This is a genomic window from Streptomyces sp. NBC_00005 (assembly GCF_045160215.1).
Taxonomy (GTDB): Bacteria; Actinomycetota; Actinomycetes; order Streptomycetales; family Streptomycetaceae; genus Streptomyces.
In genome coordinates this window covers 10,539,823-10,559,300 of the sequence record NZ_CP108316.1, presented here as the reverse complement: position 1 = coordinate 10,559,300, position 19,478 = coordinate 10,539,823, and the positions used below count along the sequence as shown (strand labels likewise).

Below are 19,478 nucleotides of genomic sequence, written 5' to 3'. Positions count from 1 at the left end.
GCTGAGTGCCGAGGCGTGCGTCCTGAACCTGCCTCTGCAGACGGGCGGCCTCGCGCTCGGGGTCAACCGCCATTCCGGGCCGAGAATCCGGCAGGGCTTCATGGCGCTGCTCGTGGGCTTCCTGCTGGCCATTGCCGCGCCCCTCTTCTTCGCCCTCCTCGTCCGGGGCTTCGGACTGCAGCCGAGGGCCTTCGAGCTGGGGCTGAGGCCCGTCTCGAATCTGATCAACACCCCCAACTTCTTCTCGGCCACGGTTGCGGTGCCGGCCGGGATCGTCTTCCTGGCCGAGGCCCGGACGAGCGCGCTGCTCGGCGTCTTCATCTCGGTGACCACGATTCCGGCGGCGGCGGACATCGGTGTCTCGTCGGCGTTCGGCAGCTGGGACGAGGCCTGGGGTTCCCTGCTGCAACTGCTGCTCAACATCGCCGTACTGATCGTGGTCGGGACCGGCACACTCAAGTGCCAGCGGGCGATCTGGCGCCGGGTGAGCACACGCCGGCGCGAGCGGGCGGTCAGGCGGACGGCATAGGAGCGGTGTCGTTGCCGTCGCCGGTGTCCAGGAACTCGCGGATCGCCAAGGCGACCAGCACGATCACCACCGTCCACACCACGACCGCTGTGGTCGGGTAGTTCCAGGTGAACAGCACGATCGCGGCGACCGCGAGGATCACCCCGCCGATCCACTGCTTGTAGCGGTGCACGAACCGACCGACGGCGCCCAGCCGGAGCCCCGCCGACACGGCGACGTCACGCAGAGCGCCGATGCCTTTGCCGCAGCCCGTGCGGGTGAAGACGGCGATGCGGGACGGACCGGTGAGGAAGGCGCCGATGGCCGTCACGAGAGCGACCGCACCGAGCGCCCGCACGCCGGCGCGCAGGAACTTGACCAGCGCGTCGAACACCGCGCCGGCAGCGGCATCGGACGCCCCGGCAGGCAGATGGTCGAGATAGACCGTCCGTAGGAGGCTGAGTGTGATGCCGAGCAGCAGCATGGCGGCGAACACCCCCAGCGCGGCCCCGATCAGAGCCCGGCGACGGTGAACAGCCAGGTAGACACCCGCCGCGGCGATCAGTACGGCGATGATGGGGAGCCAGCTGCCGATGATCTCCAGCACCCTCAGATACCACTTGATCTTGCCGACGTCCTTGGACTCGAAGACCACGAACTGCGTGTGAACGGTCGGGATCCGAGCGGCCGGCTGGAAGCCGGCACTGACCAGTTGGTCCTTGACCTGGGCCACGATCGGTCCCACGTCGATGGCGACCTGACCGTCCTTGACGGTGACCGCGCTGTCCGCCTCGCCTGTGAGGGCCTTGTCCAGGGCGGTGTGGGCCCTGCGGTTCGCGTTCACCCAGACTCTGTCGAAGGCATCACTGGAGACCACTCGCTCCACGACGCCGCTGACCAGGCTCTTCAGCCCGCTCGTGATCGGACCGTCCAGGTTGTCGATCAGCTGAGCGGCCTTCGGCGGGACACCCTTCTGCTCCGCCGCCTGTTGCAGCTCCTTGACCAGCCCCTCCACGTCGACCTGTGCCAGGACGGCGTCGGTCACCCGCTTGGTGATCGCCTTCTGCACGTCCGGATTGCTCGCCAGCGGCCCCACGGTGGCGACGTAGCGGTCGGTGTCCCGCACGATGCTGTTGGCCCAGACCGAGACGACGGCGAGCAGGGACAACAGCGAGGCGAGGAGAATCAGCAGGAACGATCCCGTCGACCGGAGCCAGTGGTGGCGCGCGGCACCCGAGGGCCCAGCGCTCTCCAGCGCAGTCAATCGGTGGCGCAGCTCGTCCAACTCGTGGCGTTCGCGCGCCGAGAGCTTCTCGTCGCCGGACGGGCCCGCGGGGTGCTTGTCCGGGTCTGGTGGGGGCGTGCCACTGGTCATGCTCCCAGGAGATCCGTACGGATCCGATCCGGCGACCTGGACAGGCCCAGCGGGTGAATGCAGCACCGAGGTGCGACGGCTCCTGTCCGATGCTGCAATGGATCGTGGGAACCGGGGGTGTGCCCAATGCCGTGACCACCCAGGGATGAAGCCGTGAGCGATGAATTCGCCGAAATGGGACCGATCGACTACGTGGTCGTCGAATTTCCCGGTACTCGAATGACCGGCGAAGGCTTTCCCCTGCTGGTCGATCTGGTGGACCGCGGCCTCATTCGGATCCTCGATCTGATCTTTGTCCGAAAGGACAAGGACGGATCGGTGGTCGGCCTGGAAATCGCCGACCTCACCGGCGACGGGGCTCTCGACCTGGCCGTCTTCGAGGGCTCGTCCTCCGGCCTGCTGGGCCAGGACGACATCGAGGAGGCGGCGGCTGCCCTGGAGCCCGGCAATGCGGCCGGAATCCTGATCTACGAGAACGTGTGGGCAGCGCCCTTCGCCGCCGCGCTGCGACGCGGCGGTGCGCAGCTGGTCGCCTCCGGGCGGATCCCCGTGCCGGACGTCGTGGCTGCGCTGGACGCCACGGAACCCGGCCCGCCGCCCATGATGTAGAAACTCCGCCACTGCGGGTCACCGGGCCGGGCTCGGTGACGTGTCCTCGTCCACGCGGGAGGCATCGCGGTGACGGAAGACCAAGTGCTCCTGGGCCTCGGCCTGATCGTCGTGCTGGCCGCTGGCTCCCAGGTGCTGGCGCACCGTCTGCGCATCCCCGCGCTGATCGTGCTGCTGCCCGTCGGATTCACCGCAGGCGCACTCACCGACGACGTCAACCCCGAGCGGCTCCTGGGCAGCACCTTCTCCCCGCTGGTCTCGCTGGCTGTCGCGGTGATCCTCTACGATGCCGGACTCGGCCTGGACCTGAAGCGGTTCAAAGCCCACACACGCCGGGTCGTGGTGCGGCTGATCTGGCTCGGCACCCTGCTCACCTGCGCTTCGGCGGCGCTCGTGGCCATACCGCTACTCGGGATGTCCCAGGGAGCTGCCGTGATGCTGGGGGCGATCCTGGTCGTGTCCGGGCCGACGGTCGTCGGCCCGCTGCTCACCTTCGTCCGCCCCACGGAGCGGTTGCAGCGGATCCTCGTCTGGGAGGGGTCGCTGATCGATCCGGTGGGCGGCATCCTGGGTGCGCTGGTCTTCCACGGCGTCACGGCCGGAGGGCACGGCGGCTTCGGCAGCCGGTTCTGGCAGTTCCTCCTCAGCTCGGCGGTGGGCGTGGCGGGGGGCATCGTCGGAGCGGCCGTCCTGACGGTGGCGCTGCGCCGGCTCCGCCTCGGAGAGGTGCTCGGCACCACGGTCCAGCTCGCCGCAGTGGTCGGTGTGGCGGCCGCCTGTGACGTCGTTCGCGACGACACGGGGCTCATCGCCGCCGTCCTGATGGGCCTGGCGGTGGCGAACCTGCCCGGCTCGGAAGCCACCGCCCGAAGACCGTTCTTCGAGACCCTCGTGAACCTCGTCATCGGACTGCTGTTCATCTCCATCTCGGCGACCGTCAGCCCCCACTCCCTACGGCACGTGCTGCTGCCGACACTGGGTCTCGTGGCGGTCCTCGTCCTCGTGACCCGGCCCCTGGTGGCGGCCCTGTCGGCACTGCGGACCGATCTGACGGCTGGGGAAAGGCGCTTTTTGGGATGGATGGCGCCGCGCGGCATCGTGGCCGCGGCCACCGCCTCGACGTTCTCGGCCACGCTGGTCGACAAGGGAGTCGGTGGCGCTGCCAAGATCCTGCCGGCCACGTTCGTGGTGATCGTCGCCACGGTCACGCTGTACGGGCTGAGCGCGGCGCCCATGGCGAGACGGCTGGGCGTGGTGCGCTCGGCGCGCTCCAGACCGTTGCTCGTGGGCGGTGATCCATGGGTGGTCGATCTGGGGCGGGCCCTGCGGTCGGCGGGGCTGGACGTGGTGATGTGGGCGGGGCGCGAAACCGAGCGCGACAGCATCCGCGCCGCCGGGATCGAACTCGCCCCCGGGGAGCTGTTCGCCGCGGCCACCGGCACCGGCGCGGAGCTCGAAGGCCTCACCAGTGTCCTCCTCCTCACGGGCGAGGACGACTTCAACGCACTGGCGGCCACGAATCTCGAGGGCGCCGTCGAGGGCACGGTCTACCGGCTCGGGTCGCCCGCGGAGGGCCAGGGCGTCATCGCCCCCTACGCGCGTGGTCAGGTGCTCTTCGATCCGGACCTGACCGGACCCGAACTGGCCCGCCGCCACGCCCGGGGCGCCCGTCTCGTGACGCATCACGTCGACGGCGCCCTCCCGGCCGGACACCGGATGCTGTTCCTGGTACGGGGTGACGGCCGGCTCCTCCCTGTCACCCCTACTGGCGGCCCGACGCCTCGGCCTGGAGACATCGCCGTACTCCTGAGCGCCTGAGCCCTCAGCTGCCTGTGCGCCCGCCGAAGCGCGCGACGGCGGCCCGCACCCGGGTGAGATGCGCCGGAAGATCGGCGGTGACGTCCAGGATCATGCCCGGCTCGTCGGATTCCAGCGGCTCCAGCGTCGCGAACTGCGAGTCGACCAGCCCGGCGGGCATGAAGTGACCGGTGCGCCGGGACACCCGGTCCCGTGCCGTGTCCCGGTCCAGGGCGAGGTACAGACACCACAGCCGTGTGCCGGCGGCCGCCCGGAGTTCGTCGCGGTAGGCGCGTTTGAGGGCCGAACAGGCGATGACCAGCCCCTCGCGGGCCTGGGCGGACTGCCGGATGCGCTCGGCGAGGGCACGCAACCAGGGCTTGCGGTCGGCGTCGTCCAGGGCGTGGCCGGCGCTCATCTTCGCGATGTTCGCTGCCGGATGGAAGTCGTCGCCCTCGACGAAGGGCACTCCGAGCTGCTCGGCGACCGCCTTGCCGACAGTGGTCTTCCCGGAACCGGACACACCCAGGACCACCACGATCGGCGGCCCGTTCGCGGCGCCGGTCACCGGTTCTCGGGTCCCGGTCACGGACTCTCGGGCTCGCGTCCGGCCGCCGTCTGCCGCAGGTCCGCGTCGGTGAGGGGCTGCAGGACCCCGCGGGTGTCGAGCCGGTAGAGCAGGACGAGGGGCGGTCCGACCAGCACCACCGCGATGACCGTGACCAGCATCAGCCAGCGCAGCGTCGTCGACGCGCCGGCCGCTTGGGACACGGTCAGCGACGTGGGGATGAGATAGGGACGCTGGGCCAGCCCCCACGCCACGACGACGAGGGCCACGCTGCCGACCGCCGTGATCCTGGCCCAACCCGTCGCAGCGCGGTACAGCCCAGTGGCCGTCGGGCGGTCGCTCGCGGGGACCGAGGACAGGCCCGTGACCTTGGTGTCCGCGCTGAAGCCGGCCAGGATCGAATCCAGTTGGGGGATTTTGATCCCGCCGGAGATCGACCCGTCCGGATGCAGGCGCCCGAACATGTACTCCGGCACGTGTGTGTCGGTCTTCCAGACGATCTCGGTGGCCGCGAACTTGACCGGCTGCTTGTGGAAGACGGAGCGCGCGATCGAGTCGCCGAGCACGAACTGCACGGGAGTGAGGATCGCGGCCACGGTGAACGGGACGGTGAAGCCGAGCCGGTGATAGCGGCCCCGCAGCCAGCCGACCGCGTACACCCCCGCGACGACATACCCGGCGGTCAGGACCACGCCGACCACGAAGTGCCAGTACTCCGGACCGAGCATCGGCGTGAAGACCGCCTTGCGCACGTCGACGTTCACGGGGTTGCCGGACGAATCGAGCGTGAAGCCGCGCGGGGTGTTCATCCAGGCATTCGCGGCCACGATGCCGAACGCCCCCATCAGGGCGGCCAGCGGCAGGGGCAGGCCCAGCCAGAAGTGCGTCCACGGCTTGAGCCTGCGCCAGCCGTACAAATAGATCGCGATAAGAATCGCTTCGAGGAAGAACGCCCACGCCTCGACCCCGAAGCCGAGGCCGAAGACATCGCCCCACCGGCCCATCATCCCCGGCCACAGCAGGCCGAATTCGAAGGACAGCACCGTACCGGTCACGATGCCCATGGCGAACTGGACGGCCATGACCGCCGACCGGCGTCGCGCGAGCAGCAGGGCGACGGCGTCGCCCCTGCGCAGCCCGCGGTAGTGCATCAGCAGCGTGATGGCGGGCAGCGCCACTCCGAAGGGCACGAGCAGGATGTGCGAGGCCAGGGTGAAGGCCATCAGTTCCCGGGCCGGCAGTAGCTGTGGCGGGCCGTCCGCCAGAAAATGGTCGATCGCGCTGTTCACATGGTCCTCGGTGGCTCGTCCGGGATGGCTGAGGACAGCGGGCCTCAGCCGCCCGTGGCGAAACCGGGGAACAGCGTCATTCCGCCGTCCACATAGATCGTGGTCCCCACGACGTAGTCGAACAGGTCGGAGGCCACAGCGGCCACTACGTTGGCGATGTCGGCCGGGTCGCCGACGCGGTGATAGGGGACGAGCCGCAGGAGATCGGCTTCGGCCTCGGGGGTGTCCCAGGCGCTGCGGTTGATGGGCGTGCGGATCGCTCCCGGGGCAACGGCGTTCACCCGGATCCGGTACGGCGCGAGTTCCTGCGCGAGGGTCGCCATGAGCATCTGCACCCCGCCCTTGGACGCCGCGTAGTTCACATGGCCCGTCCAGGGGATGAGCTGGTGGACCGAACTCATGCAGATGATTTTCCCGGCGGAACGGGAGACCTCATGGACGACGCCCCGTCGCATGAACTCCTTGGCCGCCTCGCGCGCGCACAGGAACTGTCCGGTCAGATTGACGTCCAGTACCTTGTGCCACTGTTCCATGGTCATGTCGGTGAGAGGGGCGTCGCGCTGGAGTCCCGCGTTCGCCACCATGACGTCGATGGTCCCGAACTCCTTGACCATGCGGGACACCATGTTGACGACCTGGTCCTCCTGCGACACGTCCGCCTCGTGCGCGTAGGCACGGACGCCGAACCCCTCGATCTCGCGCACGACCTCTTCCGCGGCGTCCTGCCCGGACACGTAATTCACCACCACATCGGCGCCAACCCGCCCCAGAGTGATCGCCGTGGCCTTACCGATGCCGGAATTCGCCCCCGTCACCAGCACCTTCTGCCCCTTCAGGAGCGGGAAGGCGAGGGGCTGGCGACCGTCACTTCCGTTGGTTTCCACTCATGTCTCCCTGTGGGTGCCGACGCGGGCGTTCGAAGGATTCCGCCCCACAACGAAAACACTGGTGGATCAGTACCGCTCGGCAGCGCGTTTCTTGTCAGCCGGTCGGGGTGGCGGCCCGGACCGAACGGCCCAATGCCCGCACACCGGGTCGTTCCGGACGGCGTGACCGGCGGGACCTGTCCTAGTCGGTGCGAGCCTCCCGGCTCGTTCCGATGCACAGCGCCCAGATGACGAAGGCATCCACGGCGATCAGCACGATGGCCCAGACGGGGTAGTACGGCAGCCACATGAAGTTGGCGATCATCGCCAGGCCCGCGACGGCGATGCCGACCACGCGCGCCCAGAGCGATCCACTGAACAGGGCGATGCCCGCGGACACGACGAGGACGCCGAGGACGAGGTGGATCCAGCCCCAACTCGTCAGATTGAAGTTGTAGGCGTAGTTGCGAGTCGTGACGAAGACGTCATCCTCGGCGATGGCAGCGATTCCTTGGAATATCGCCATCGCTCCGCCGAAGACCATCATGACCCCGGCGAAGGCGGTCCAACCGGACGCCCACACCCCTGTGCTGCTGGTTCGGTGTTGGTGCATTCCCGCTGTAGTCATTTTCAGGACCCTCCAGCGTAGACGTCGCCACTGACCTACGACCGGCCGGTGGCCCATATTTCAGCTTGCCACGGGAATCGCCGACCGGCAGAACATCGCCAGGCGCACAGGCAGGACCGAGGTCGGTGCGCGACGGAATTCATACGGTGTTCCACTAGAAGGGCCCGGTGCACGGAGCATTGCACCCCCGGCCAGCAAATTGTCTGTCTATTTATGTTCATTCCCATACCCGGCGCGAGAAAGGAAACCGTCGCGCCAGGTCTCCTCAGCGGGATTGCCCGGACAGCCGTAGTGGCCGGAACGGCGACCGCCGTGTCGAACCGCGCTTCACGCCGCCAGCAGGGGCGATGGGCCCAGCAGGAGTATCAACAGGCGCCGCCGAAGCCGGCGCCGTCCGCCTCGCCGGTCCTCGCCTTTGCGCGAACGAATTTCGGCAGTTTGCGTTCCTCATGTCCCTGTCGTTGGGCTCAGGTTGCCTGGTGCGCCGCCAGTTCGACCCCGGGCGCAACACCGGGCAGCTCCAGCACCAGGCCTCGCCCCGCCGCCCGAGGCGGTGGAGTTGGGTGAAAGTTCAAAGACGCAGTCAAGTGCCCGTACAAGTTCGAACCCACCGCTTGCGCTGTTCGTGTCGATGGCGAAGCCGTCGGGCCGTGGACCGCGAGGAGGTGTCGGTGCGAGACCTGTACTCGCAGGACAGCACCCCCGTGCCCGCCCGGCATCGCAGCTCCGCCATGCTCGCGCGGTCAACTCCCGGCACCGGCGCCGGGACTCCGCCCGCCGAGCCGAACGTCTGCCAGAGGAGTCGGCATGCCACAACCCCCACTGCGGACCGAGCGGCCGTTCGGCCAGATCCGGTCCGCGAAGGCGACCCCTGACCAAGAAGTCCGGCCCAGGACTGCCTCGGTTCGCAGGCAGACGCCGATGTCCGTCCCAGCGCCACACGACGAGGCCGGCGGGCAGGACCGTTCAACGGTCACGGTCGGCATAGCCGACCACGAGATTCTGGTCAGGGGCGGCATCCGGGCAACGCTGGATCGGGCCGAGGACATCCGCGTCGCCGGTGAGGCGTGCGACGCCGGGGCCGCCCTCGCGCTGGCCACGTGTCATCAGCCCAACGTGCTGCTGATCGACGGCATGATGGCCGGCGCCCAGCAGGCCCGGGTCGTCCGCACCCTGCGCCGCCTGGCGCCCACGACCGCTGTGGTGGTCCTCGCGACGTCGCTGGACGGCCGGCATGTCGACCAGTTACTGCGCGCCGGGGTCGACGGTTGCCTCCTCAAGAGCGGCAACCCGCAGGACATCGTGGCCGCGGTGCGGGTGGTGACCACCGGCGGTGCGGCTCTGGGCCCGGAGGTCGCCAAACGCCTGCTGGAGCGCGTGGCCGAGATCGACACCGACCGTGTCGAGCGTGCCCGCGAACTCATCGGCGGTCTGACCTTGCGGGAGAAGGAAGTACTGGCCCTCGTCGCCGAAGGCATGGCGAACAACGAGATCGGACGGGCCCTGTATCTGAGCGAGGGGGGCGTCAAGGCCCACATCAGCCGTCTGCTCACCAAGCTCAACTGCAGCAACCGAGTACGCGCCGCCCTCATCGCCCACGACGCGGGACTCACCGGCGCCACCATGGCGACCCCGGCCTGGCCCCGCCCGGCTGCCTGAATCCACCGGTCCGCAACCAGGGTCCATCTCGCGGAGCACCGCTCGTGGCCGAACAGCCACCGCCCCGTTGCGGCCGGTGAATCCTTCGGCCACGAACCGTCCCCGGCCCGCACCCGCTCCCGGAGGACCCCCGTGTCGTAGTCGCTCGCGTCGTTCACGACCCGCCGGATGAGATCCGGATCGTTGACGACGTACGCCGGTTTCGGCCCGAAACCGATCCTGCCCACCGGGCCCTGGGACCGCAGACTCTGGAAGAAGTCCAGGCGCCTGCGGCGCAGTTCGAGCAGATGTCCGACTACGCCGAGGCGGCCGGGCGCGTCCGGGCCGGACACCGGCTCTTGATGCTCCGCTGTCTCGTGCTCGGGAAACGGTTCACGACGCTCCATCACCTTCCGGTTCGGACAGGAAGGCCCGGATCTCTCGCGCCACCGGAGCGGGATTCTCGATGTGGAGGTGGTGACCGCCGGGCAGGGTCGTGTGCCGCAGGGGGGTGGTGGCCGGTGCCCATGCCAGGTCGAACGGTGAGGCCACCCGTGCCTGTTCGGCGGTGAGGACGAGCGTCGGCGACGTGATGGCCCGCACGAATTCCTGGATCTGCTCCTCGGTGAGCGCCTCGATGAAGGGGTACCTCAGCCTCGGGTCGGTGCGCCAGGTGTAGCCGTCGGGCGTCTCCACCAGGTCGCGTTCGCTGAGCAGTTCAGCCGTGTCCAGCAGGCAGTCGGCACCCCTGGCCCGGGTCCGCACCGCCTGTGACCGGGTCCGGAAGGTCGGGCGGGCACCGTCCATGAGAGCGGCGAGATAGCGTCCGGCGCTCTCGCGCAGCCTCGCCGGGTCCGAGGAGCGCTGTACGACGGGGTCCACGAGGATCATGCGGTCGACCTTCTCGGGGCGGATTCCGGCGACCAGCACGGAGACCATTCCGCCGAGTGAGTGGCCCAGCAGATGGAAGCGGTCCCAGCCCTGGGTGTGGGCCAGTTCCAGCACGCAGGCCGCGTAGTTCAGGACCTGGTACGTGGTCGACGGCAGGTGGTCCGACAGCCCGTGCCCGGGAAGGTCCACTGCGACCAGGTTCAGGTCGGCCAGCTCGTCGAACAGCATCTGGAAACCGGCGCAGTTGTCCAGCCAGCCATGCAGGCACACGACCGGGGGCCCCTCGTGCGTACTCGTGCGCAGGCCGCGCAGCGTCACTCCTGCCTGCGGGAGTTCGAAACACACTTCCTCCGCGGCCACTACGACACCACCTCCGTCACTTCCTCGTCGTCCAGGCGGGCGAGGAGGTCGGCCGCCAGGTCGGCGACGCTCTTGCCTCGCATCAGGTCCATGACGCTCGCCTTCACCCCGACCTCGCGTTCGATCCATACGCTGATCTCCACGGCGAGCAGGGAGTCGATGTAATTCGTCAGCGGCATCGAGTCGTCGAGCCGGTCGACCGGGATGCCGAGCGCGGTGACCAGCCGGGCCTTGAGGTGGCCGACGAGTGTGTCGCGGCGCTCGTCACCGGTGCACGACCGCAGGCGTGTCCGCAGTGACTCCCCGGCTGCCCCGGCCGCGGCCTGCGCGCCCGCGACATGCAGGGCGTACTGCTGCTCGTAGCGCGGCTCGGTGTCCGCGTCGGTGTCGCGGTGCCGGAAGAACTTCGGCCAGTCCACCGGCAGCACACCGACGCGTGGGCAGGAACCGTCGGCCAGAGTGCTCAGCGCCTGGAACGCCTGCGCCGCGGACAGGCCGCGCAGCCCGGTGGTGGCCACCTGGCGGTGCACCCGTTCGTTGCGGGAGACGTAACCGACGTCAGACAGCGCGCCCCAGTTGACGCTGAGGGCCGGCTGCCCGGCGGCGTGCCGCTGTTCGGCGAGCTGGTCGAGCACGGCGTTCGCGGCGGCATAGGCGGCCTGGCCCATGTTGCCGACCATGGAGGTCGCGGAGGAGAAGAGGGCGAAGACGTCGAGCGGCAGGTGCGCGGTCAGTTCGTGCAGGTGGAGCGCGCCCAGGACCTTGGGGCCGAGCACCTTGCGCAGCCCGGCATCGTCGAGGTCGGTCAGGAGCGCGTCCTCCAGGACCATCGCGCTGTGCAGGACACCGCGCAGTGGCGGCAGTTCGCGCTCAATCGTGGTGAGCAGGGCCGCCACCTGGTCGCGCGATGTGACGTCCACTGCTTCGGCCAGGACCGTCACACCCCTGGCCCGCAGGGCTTCGACCTTGGCGCCGGCCGGCTCATCGGGGATGCCCGAGCGGCCCACCAGTACGAGATGGCGTGCTCCGGCGTCGGCCAGGCGCTCGGCCATCGCCAGGCCCAGGCCGCCGAGGCCACCGGTGACCAGCCAGGTGCCGCTCGGCATGGCGAGGGAGTGCCTGACCGCCGGGACGACCCGCACGTCGCGTTCGTCCATCGCCAGGACGACCTTGCCGACATGACCGCCCGAGGTGAGCCGGCGCATGGCCGCCTCCACCTGGGTCGGGTGGTGGGCCAGGTACGGCAGCGGCCGCAGCGCGCCGGACGCGAAGAACTGCAGGAGGTCGGCGAGCTCTTCGTGGACCAGGTGTGGGCGGTCCACCATCAGCTGCCGCAGATCGAAGCTGAAGTAGGCCAGGTTCTGCAGGAAGGGCCGCAGCCCGATCCGCCGGTCGCCCATCAGGTCGCGCTTGCCGATGTCGATGTAACGTCCGTAGGCCGCCAGGCAGCCGATGCTCCGCGTGGTGGTCTCCCCTGTGGCGGCGCTCAGCACCACGTCCACGCCCTGGCCATCGGTGGCGGCCAGCACCTCGTCGGCGAAGGTGAGCGACCGGGAGTCCATCACGTGCCGCACTCCCAGCCTGCGCAGCAGTTCTCGCTTGTCCGGGCTGCCTGCCGTGGCCAGCACCTCCGCGCCCAGCAGGTGGGCGATCTGCAGGGCCGCGAGACCGGTGCCGCCTGCCGCGGAGTGAATCAGTATCCGTTCGCCGGGCCGCAGCCGTGCCAGCTTCCGCAAGGCGTACGACGCCGTCAGGAAGACCACGGGTACCGTCGCCGCCTCCTCGAAGCTCAACGCCTCGGGCTTGGCGACCACGAACGCTTGGTCGACGGTGAGATGGGAGCCGATGGCGCCACCCGTGCAGCTCATGGCCACGACCGCGTCACCGGGCTGCAGACCTGCGACGCCTGCGCCGATGCGGGTGACCACTCCGGAGCACTCCGCGCCGAACCGGTAGCCATCGGCATCCTCCAGCGGCGGAACCTGACCCAGTGCTGTCATCACGTCGAGGAAGTTGAGTCCGGCGGCGACCACTTCCAGCTCCACCTGGCCGGGGCCCGGGGCGAGCAGCGCCGTCTGGCGGTATTCCAGGTCGTCGAGCGCTCCCGGCATCGTCACCCCCAGCTCGAACCCCGCGCCGGCAGGCAGACGGTGCGCGTCGACCGGGGCGCGGACCTGGTCCGGGGGCAGCGCGACCAGCCTGCGGACGAAGCGCTCCCCTGCTCGCAGCAGGACCTCGCGTTCATGGTCCCCGCGCCGCAGCTCGGTCCAGAGGGCGTCGGCCTCCCCCTCGGTCGGTTCACCTTCCAAGTCGATCAGAGTGCAGCCCAGCGAGGGCTGTTCGAGCCCGACGACCAGCCCAAGACCCCAGGCGGCGGCGCCGTCGAGCCGTGTCGCCGGGTTGCGCTGCGCATGCGCCCCGCGCGTCACGAGGTAGAGCCGGGGCCACGCGGAGGGTGCCGCGCCGTCCAGCGCCCGGACCATGTCGGCGACACGCAGCGCGTGCTCGCGGGCCGCCCGTTCCAGGGCCTGCGCCGGGTCGTCCGCGCTGTCCTCTTCGGCGCCGTCCCACAGGTGGACGATGCCCCGGGGATGCAGTGAGGCGAAAAGCCGGCCGAGATCCTCGGCCCGGCCCGGGGGCACATGGACGGCGCGACCGCCGTGCTCCTGGATACGGCGGGCCAGTTCGGCTCCGACTCCGGCGGACTCCCCCACTATCACCCAGCTGCCAGGCGGCTCGGGAGAACCGGAATCCGCGCCTTGACCTGGGGCGTCGCTCGGGATCCGGGCGGCGCGCGCCAGCAGAACCGTCTGCGAGCCGGCGCCCTGATGGCCGGGGTCGCCCAACGCCACGATGTCCTCGTACCCGGTGGAGTCAAGCACCCCTTCCCAGTCCGGGGCCGGCAGCAGCGGGCCGTCGGGGCGCAGCCGCAAGTCGCGGAAGAGCCACCATCCGGCGGTCAGCCCGAAGGTGAGCTCCAGCCAGCGGCTGCCCGGAGCGGCCTCGATGAGCGCCAGCACCCCGCCGGGGGCGAGCAGGTCCTGGAGGTGCAACAGCGTCAGCTTCAGGTCCGCGGTGGCGTGCACCACGTCCGAGGCGAGCACGAGGTCGAAGGAGCCGGGGTCGAGACCCTGAGCCCGCGGGTCGTCCTCGATGTCGAGCGTGCGGTACTCGACGAAGCCGAAGTCCCGGAACCGGTCGCGGGCCGCCTGGGTGAAGGCCGGGGACACATCGGTGAAGACGTATTCGCACCGGTTGGCAGGCAGCACCGGAAGCACGGCCGCGGTCAGTCCTCCGGTGCCGCCACCCACCTCCAGCACGCGCAGGGTGCGCCGCGGGTCGGCGCCGTCCACCAGCCGCCGTATCGCCTCGCGGGCCAGGGTGTTGTAGAGCCGGGCGGCCGGCGAGCTGTCGTAGACCAGCGCGGCGATCTCCGTCGAGCCGGCCGGGAAGAGCAGTTCCAGCGGGTTCACGTCCCCGACCAGCACCTCGTGCAGCCGCTCGCCCGTGGACCTCAGCAACCTGAGTTCCCACACGCACGACGGATGGTCGGCCAGGAGGGCGGCCCAGAGGCGGCCGGGATCGGCGTCCGGCAGGCGCTCGAAGCGGTATCCCCCGTCCTGCTCGCTCAGTACGCCGTCCTCGACGAGGAACTGCAGGAACACACCGAACACGCGCCGGTGTTCGGCGAGCAACCCCGTGCAGTCGGGCACGGCAAACGCCTCGCCGACGCGCGTACCGAAGCCGAACGCGGACAGGCAGTGCACGACGTAGGCGGCGCACAGTTCGCGTACCCGCGTCTGGTAGTCCGTGGCATAGGCCTGGCGCTGCAGGCGTCGGCCCAGCTCCTCGCCGAGCGCTTCCAGGCCGGGCAGCACGTCGGCCGGACCCTCGGTCAGGGCGCTGGGCCGGGGCTGGCCGGGGCTGTGCGCGTCTGGGTCGCGCTGCCAGACCAGGCGGTGGAACTGGTTCTCGATGGAGTCCTGCGTGGCGGTGTCGGTCGGCCGCCGCACCGACTTGGCGCGCAGGCCGATGTACTCGGCGAGGAGTCGGCCGTTGTCGTCCAGGACGAAGACGTCGGTGACCAGTGTGTCCGCCTGGACGCTGGTCAGACGCGTGTGACACCACAACCGCGCCGGGATGTCGCCGTACACGCGCACCCGCTCGACGCCCGTCGGGACGGGGTTGGCCGGCCGCACGGCATCCGGTGGCTCGTCGGCCGGGGGCACGAGCAGGCTCTGGAAGCACGCGTCGAGCAGCGCCGGATGGAACTGGTAGCCGGCCAGACCCTGCCCCCTGGTCAGTACCCGCGGCACTTCGATCCGGGCAAGGGTCTCGCCCTGGCCGACGCGCAGCTGGTCGATCCCGCACAGGGCGGGTCCGTAGACGTAGCCCCGGTCCCGCAGCGGTCCGTAGACCTCGCCGGCCCCGCGCGGCGCGCCGCAGCGCGTGCGGATCGCCTCCAGATCGAAGGCGGAGGCCTGAGCAGTGGGGTCACCGGGTGCCCGGTGGTATCTGCCATAGGCGTTGCGGATCCAGGTGGATCCGCGGACGGACCGGGAGTGGATCGTGAAGGTGCCGTCGTCGGGGTCCAGTTCGATGCGGCTGCGTTGCGATTCGTCCGGGGCGAGGACGCAGGCCCGCTCGAACTCCACGTACTCCAGCGCGCATCGCTCCCCCGTCACCTCGCGGGCGGCGGCCAGTGCCGTCTCCACGTAGACCGCGCCGGGGACGATCACGGAGCCGAAGACGTCGTGCTGCTTCACCCAGGCGTAGCGGTGGTCCTCCCAGTCGATTTCCCAGGTGGGCCGCGTGGCGTCGACGCTCCTGAGCATCGGGTGCGGCTGGTTCTGGGTGCGGCTTCGGCGCGAGACCTCGCTCTCGTTCCAGAACGATTCGTGGATCCACGGGTTCACGGGCAGATCGAGGGCCGGCACGGGGTGGGGGTGGCGCCGTTCCCACCGCACGTCGGCACCGGCCGTGTACAGGGTCCCGAACGCGTCGAGGAAGCACGTCCAGTCGTCCTTGCCGCGCACCAGCGAGCCGACGGACAGGACGTCGACGCCGGCCTCCCGCGCGATCTCCGTGACCGAGTTGCCCAGCACGGGGTGCGGACTCAGTTCGACGAAGGTGTCGAACCCGTCGGCCAGCATGGCCCGGACGGCGGGCGCGAACAGCACCGGTTGGCGGAAGTTCCGCCACCAGTACCCGGTGTCCAGTTCACCGCCCTCGATCAGGCCGCCGGTGGCCGTGGAGTACATCGGCAGAACGGTCTCACGGCCCTCGACGCCCGCCAGCTGCTGCCGCAGCCGCTGCTCCAGCGGGTCCATGTCCTTGCTGTGGCAGGCGCAGTTCACCTTGAGCAGGCGGGCGAAGACGCCGTCCTCGGTCAGCTCCCGCGCCAGCGGTTCCAGAATGTCCCGGCGTCCCGACAGGGTGGAGGCACTCGGGCTGTTCTCCGCTGCCAGCCACAGCCCGTCCGCGTAACGGTCACACAGGGCCAGCGCCTCGTCCTTGGGCAGCGCGACGAACATCATCGCGCCGGTGGGGTCCGCGTCCTCCTGGATGCGCGCCCGGCGGCAGATCACCCGCAGCGCCGTGGCCAGGTCGAGCGCGCCGCTGACATGCGCCGCGGCGATCTCGCCCATGCTGTGGCCGGCCACGCCGTCGGGCTCGATGCCCCAACTGCGCCACAGCTCCACGAGAGCGACCTGGATGGCGAACATCGTCGGCTGGAGACAGTACGTGGCCTGGACCGGAGAGGATTCCTCGTCGGCGTTGAGCGCGTCGAGGATCGACCAGTCGACGTACTCACGAGCGAGTTGGTCGCATTCGGCGACCTTGGCGGCGAAGACCGGGCTGGAACGCAGCAGGGTCCGGCCCATCGCGAACCACTGCGGCCCCTGGCCGTTGAAGACAAAGGCCAGCTTGCCGCGGCCCTGGTGGGCGGAGTTCGCCACGACTCCACGCTCGGCGACACCCTCTGCGTAGCCGCGCAGTCGCGCCACGGCCTCCTCCGCGCCCGCGGCGGTGACGGCCAGCCGCTCGGCGTGGTGGCTGCGGCGCAACGCCAGGTTCGCTGCGACGGTCTCCAACTCCGCCGGGTGCTCGGCGAGATGCTCCGCATACCGGCCTGCGAGCTGCCGCAGGGCGGGTTCGCTGCGCGCGCTGAGGGTGAGAACCACCGGCGTGTCCGGCGGCGAGTGCGTGCGGGTCGCCTCGTGGTCCGGGGCCTGTTCCAGCACGACGTTGGCGTTGGTGCCGCCGAAGCCGAACGAGTTGACGCTGGCGATCGCGCGGTCGTAGTACGCCGGCCAGTCCTGCTCGGCGGTGGGGACCGCGAGGCGCCAGCGGGCGAAATCGATCTCCGGATTGGGGAACTCGAAGTGCCGGTTGGGCAGGATGCGGCGATGGTGGACCGACAGCGCGGCCTTGATCAGCCCGGCGATCCCGGCGCCGCCCTCCAGATGCCCGATGTTGGTCTTGACCGAACCGACGAACGCCACCTGTTCGGGATCGCGGTCCGCGGCCAGGACGCGTCCCAGCGCGTTGGCCTCGATGGGGTCGCCCACCGGTGTGCCGGTGCCGTGCGCCTCGACGTAGCCGACTTCGCGGGGTTCGATGCCCGCGACGGCAAGGGCCGCACGGAAGTTGGCCTCCTGGGCGTCGCCGCTGGGGACTGTGATGCCCTGGGTGCGGCCGTCCTGGTTGACCGCGGTGCCGCTGATCACCGCGTAGATCCGGTCCTTGTCGCGCCTCGCCCGGTCCAGGGGCTTGAGTACGACGAGACCGGCGCCCTCGCCGCGGACGTAGCCGGTAGCCGTCGCATCGAACGCCCTCGAACGGCCGTCGGGCGAGAACATGGATGCCTGGCTGAGCGCGACCATGCCGCCCGGATGCAGCATCAGGTTGACGCCGCCCACGAGCGCGAGGTCGCTCTCGCCGCGCCGAAGGCTCTCACAGGCCAGATGGGCCGCGACCAGGGAGGAGGAACAGGCGGTGTCGATGGTCATGCTGGGCCCGTGCAGGTCCAGGGTGTAGGAGAGCCGGTTGGACAGGATGCTCAAGTAGGCGCCGGTGGCCGAGTGCCCGCCCAGGCCCTCGAGTTCGCCCAGGCTGGTCTGCAGGCCGCCGTAGTCCTGGCTGCAGCCGCCGACGAACACCCCGGCCCGGCTGCCGGCCAGATCGGTGGGCGCGATGCCGGCGTCCTCCAGCGCCTCCCAGCAGATCTCCAGGAGCAACCGCTGCTGCGGGTCCATCTGCTCTGCCACTCGCCGCGGTATGCCGAAGAAGGCCGCGTCGAAACCGTCGACCCGATCGAGGAAGCCGCCCTGCCGCGAGTTCATCCGCCCCGGCCGCTGCCAGTCCGGGGAGTAGTACCGCTCGCTGTCCCAGCGGTCGCGCGGGATCGGCCCGACCGCGTCGAGCCCTTTCGCCACCTGTTCCCAGAGCGACCGCGGCCCGTTGATCCCGCCAGGCATGCGGCATCCGATGCCGACGACGGCGACCGCCTGCCCTGCTTCTTCACGTGAGTGCGCCACGGCGTGCCTCCAGGTCTGCGAGCTGATGGAACGTCGACAGCGTCTGCGCCGTCGCGTACACGTCCTGCGGGGGACGGCCGTAGGACTTCGCCCCGGCTCCCGCCCGCATCAAAGAGAGCGTCACTTCGGGATAGTCCGGATACCTGCCGCCGGCCCAGGAGCCGTCCGGGCGGCGGCGGGCCAGCAGCCACTCGACGCCGCGCCGGACGCCGGGATTCTCCGTGCCGATTCCAGCGTGAGCGAGGGTCTCCAGGGCGAGTGCGGTGTGGAATTCGGTGGAGGAACCGTCCTCCCCGTTGCGCGGCCAGCTGCCGTCGTCCAGCTGCCGGGCCAGGACGAAGTCCCGGGCGGCGGCGACAGCCGCGTGATACCCGTACCGCGCGAGGATCGCGGTCACCGGGCGCAGGAAGTAGTACGGGGTGTCGTAGTACCAGCGGTGCGTTCCGAAGTGGCCCTCGGCGCGCTGCGAGCGAGCGAGATGGTCCAGGGCGGCGTCCAGGTCGAAGGGTTCCATGCCTACGGCCATCAGCGCATCGAGTACGAAGCCGGTGACCGACGGCAGGGCTCTGGCATCCGTCGGCAGATACGGATGCTCCACCTCCCAGTCCCCGCCGGACCGTTGCCGCGCCCGCAGATAGGCCGCACGGCGCCGGGCCTCCTCAAGGCGGCCGAGTCGCACGAGAGCGATCACGTACTCGGCCGTGGTCTCCGGGCAGAACCCGGTCGGGTTGGCACCGCCGTACGTGAGCACCCCGACCTGGTTCTCGCGCGTGCGCAGCCATCCGAGGACGCCCTCGGCCAATTCCTGGGCCGCGCGGCCGTGTTCGCCGGACACCCCGTCGCGCCACAGCGCCACTGCCTTCAGGACGTGGACGTTGTCCCAGTTGTCCATGGCGAACTCGGACGGGTCCTCCATGACGACGCCGCTTGGGAGCTGACAGGACCGGAAGTACGCTAACGCTTCTCCAGCAACCGGCGCGGGCTCCAGGCCGTGCCGGGCGAAGACATCTGTAAGCATGTGCGTCCCTGCTCGTGTCGGGTGGCTGTTGCCGAGGACGGGATCACCGTGACCAGCGGCTTCCGGCGGTATCGGCGTACCGCGTCGCCGCACCGGATCGGATCGGCAACACTTCGTGCGCGATGACGCACGCGTGCATTCCTTGCCCACGCCGGTGGCGGGTCTCGAATTACGCTCTGCTCAATTGGCGTACGGGGTAGTGGTGTTCGCGGGCACGCCCGCCTCAACTCGGCATTTCAGAAGCAAGGGAGAACATCTCCCTCAGAACGTCTCGCACCACGAATATCGAGTCGGCACCACGAGAGGCAATCGCCACCCCGCTACACCGGCCGGTCGGCCGGGCGGGTGTGGCCGATCGGCCACATCCGCGGCCGGGACCGCTGGACAGAT

11 protein-coding genes and 2 pseudogenes are annotated in these 19,478 nt (G+C 70.0%); 5 read left to right on the top strand and 8 right to left on the bottom strand.

Annotated elements, in window-relative coordinates:
- Nucleotides 1-49: 49 nt before the first annotated feature.
- Nucleotides 50-529 (top strand): annotated as a pseudogene (locus OG303_RS48265) (DUF389 domain-containing protein); the annotation flags it as partial.
- Here the strand turns inward: OG303_RS48265 and OG303_RS48260 are convergent.
- A complete protein-coding gene (locus OG303_RS48260) occupies nucleotides 513-1,883 on the bottom strand; it encodes a hypothetical protein (RefSeq protein ID WP_405876397.1) in 1,371 nt (456 codons plus the stop codon). The pseudogene OG303_RS48265 and the gene OG303_RS48260 sit on opposite strands and share 17 nt — an antisense overlap.
- Nucleotides 1,884-2,036: 153 nt before the next feature.
- On the opposite strand from OG303_RS48260, the gene OG303_RS48255 reads away from it, so the two are divergent.
- Both OG303_RS48255 and OG303_RS48250 read left to right on the top strand, forming a co-directional pair.
- Nucleotides 2,037-2,492, top strand: a complete 456-nt coding sequence (locus OG303_RS48255; RefSeq protein WP_405876396.1) for a DUF6325 family protein — start codon at nucleotides 2,037-2,039, stop codon at nucleotides 2,490-2,492.
- A gap of 69 nt (nucleotides 2,493-2,561) precedes the next feature.
- Nucleotides 2,562-4,310 carry a cation:proton antiporter gene (locus OG303_RS48250; RefSeq protein ID WP_405876395.1) on the top strand — a complete coding sequence of 583 codons (1,749 nt, stop codon included), beginning with the start codon at nucleotides 2,562-2,564 and terminating at the stop codon, nucleotides 4,308-4,310.
- A 4-nt stretch (nucleotides 4,311-4,314) separates the two neighbouring features.
- Here the strand turns inward: OG303_RS48250 and OG303_RS48245 are convergent, their stop codons facing one another.
- From OG303_RS48245 to OG303_RS48230, 4 genes are all read right to left on the bottom strand, one after another.
- Nucleotides 4,315-4,878, bottom strand: coding sequence for a gluconokinase (locus OG303_RS48245; RefSeq protein WP_405876394.1), 564 nt, complete (start codon nucleotides 4,876-4,878; stop codon nucleotides 4,315-4,317).
- Nucleotides 4,875-6,080: a cytochrome ubiquinol oxidase subunit I gene (locus OG303_RS48240; protein WP_405877849.1), complete on the bottom strand. Its 1,206-nt coding sequence runs from the start codon at nucleotides 6,078-6,080 to the stop codon at nucleotides 4,875-4,877. Before OG303_RS48240 ends, OG303_RS48245 begins: the two co-directional genes overlap by 4 nt.
- A 110-nt stretch (nucleotides 6,081-6,190) precedes the next feature.
- Complete coding sequence (locus OG303_RS48235; RefSeq protein WP_405876393.1) at nucleotides 6,191-7,030, bottom strand: SDR family oxidoreductase; 840 nt, start codon at nucleotides 7,028-7,030, stop codon at nucleotides 6,191-6,193.
- Between the two features lie 184 nt (nucleotides 7,031-7,214).
- Nucleotides 7,215-7,625, bottom strand: coding sequence for a hypothetical protein (locus OG303_RS48230; RefSeq protein ID WP_405876392.1), 411 nt, complete (start codon nucleotides 7,623-7,625; stop codon nucleotides 7,215-7,217).
- A gap of 228 nt (nucleotides 7,626-7,853) precedes the next feature.
- On the opposite strand from OG303_RS48230, the pseudogene OG303_RS48225 reads away from it, so the two are divergent.
- Both OG303_RS48225 and OG303_RS48220 read left to right on the top strand, forming a co-directional pair.
- Nucleotides 7,854-8,045 (top strand): annotated as a pseudogene (locus tag OG303_RS48225) (hypothetical protein); the annotation flags it as partial.
- 516 nt (nucleotides 8,046-8,561) lie between these two features.
- Nucleotides 8,562-9,299, top strand: a complete 738-nt coding sequence (locus tag OG303_RS48220; protein ID WP_405876391.1) for a LuxR C-terminal-related transcriptional regulator — start codon at nucleotides 8,562-8,564, stop codon at nucleotides 9,297-9,299.
- A 372-nt stretch (nucleotides 9,300-9,671) separates the two neighbouring features.
- Here the strand turns inward: OG303_RS48220 and OG303_RS48215 are convergent, their stop codons facing one another.
- From OG303_RS48215 to OG303_RS48205, 3 genes are read right to left on the bottom strand one after another with little or no spacing between them, the layout of a single operon-like run.
- On the bottom strand, nucleotides 9,672-10,529 hold the full coding sequence (locus OG303_RS48215) for an alpha/beta fold hydrolase (RefSeq protein ID WP_405876390.1): 858 nt from the start codon (nucleotides 10,527-10,529) through the stop codon (nucleotides 9,672-9,674).
- The gene (locus OG303_RS48210; RefSeq protein ID WP_405876389.1) at nucleotides 10,529-18,070 is read right to left on the bottom strand and encodes an SDR family NAD(P)-dependent oxidoreductase; all 7,542 of its coding nucleotides are present in this window, start codon (nucleotides 18,068-18,070) and stop codon (nucleotides 10,529-10,531) included. The genes OG303_RS48215 and OG303_RS48210 overlap by 1 nt, the downstream gene beginning before the upstream one ends.
- Complete coding sequence (locus tag OG303_RS48205) at nucleotides 18,054-18,986, bottom strand: prenyltransferase/squalene oxidase repeat-containing protein (RefSeq protein WP_405876388.1); 933 nt, start codon at nucleotides 18,984-18,986, stop codon at nucleotides 18,054-18,056. Before OG303_RS48205 ends, OG303_RS48210 begins: the two co-directional genes overlap by 17 nt.
- Between the last annotated feature and the right edge of the window lie 492 nt (nucleotides 18,987-19,478).

Coding starts and splice junctions, on each gene's coding strand:
- OG303_RS48260 (WP_405876397.1), bottom strand. CDS start 1,883: ATGACCAGTGGCACGCCCCCACCAGACCCGGACAAGCACCCCGCGGGC.
- OG303_RS48240 (WP_405877849.1), bottom strand. CDS start 6,080: ATGGCCTTCACCCTGGCCTCGCACATCCTGCTCGTGCCCTTCGGAGTG.
- OG303_RS48230 (WP_405876392.1), bottom strand. CDS start 7,625: ATGCACCAACACCGAACCAGCAGCACAGGGGTGTGGGCGTCCGGTTGG.
- OG303_RS48220 (WP_405876391.1), top strand. CDS start 8,562: ATGTCCGTCCCAGCGCCACACGACGAGGCCGGCGGGCAGGACCGTTCA.
- OG303_RS48205 (WP_405876388.1), bottom strand. CDS start 18,986: ATGGAGGACCCGTCCGAGTTCGCCATGGACAACTGGGACAACGTCCAC.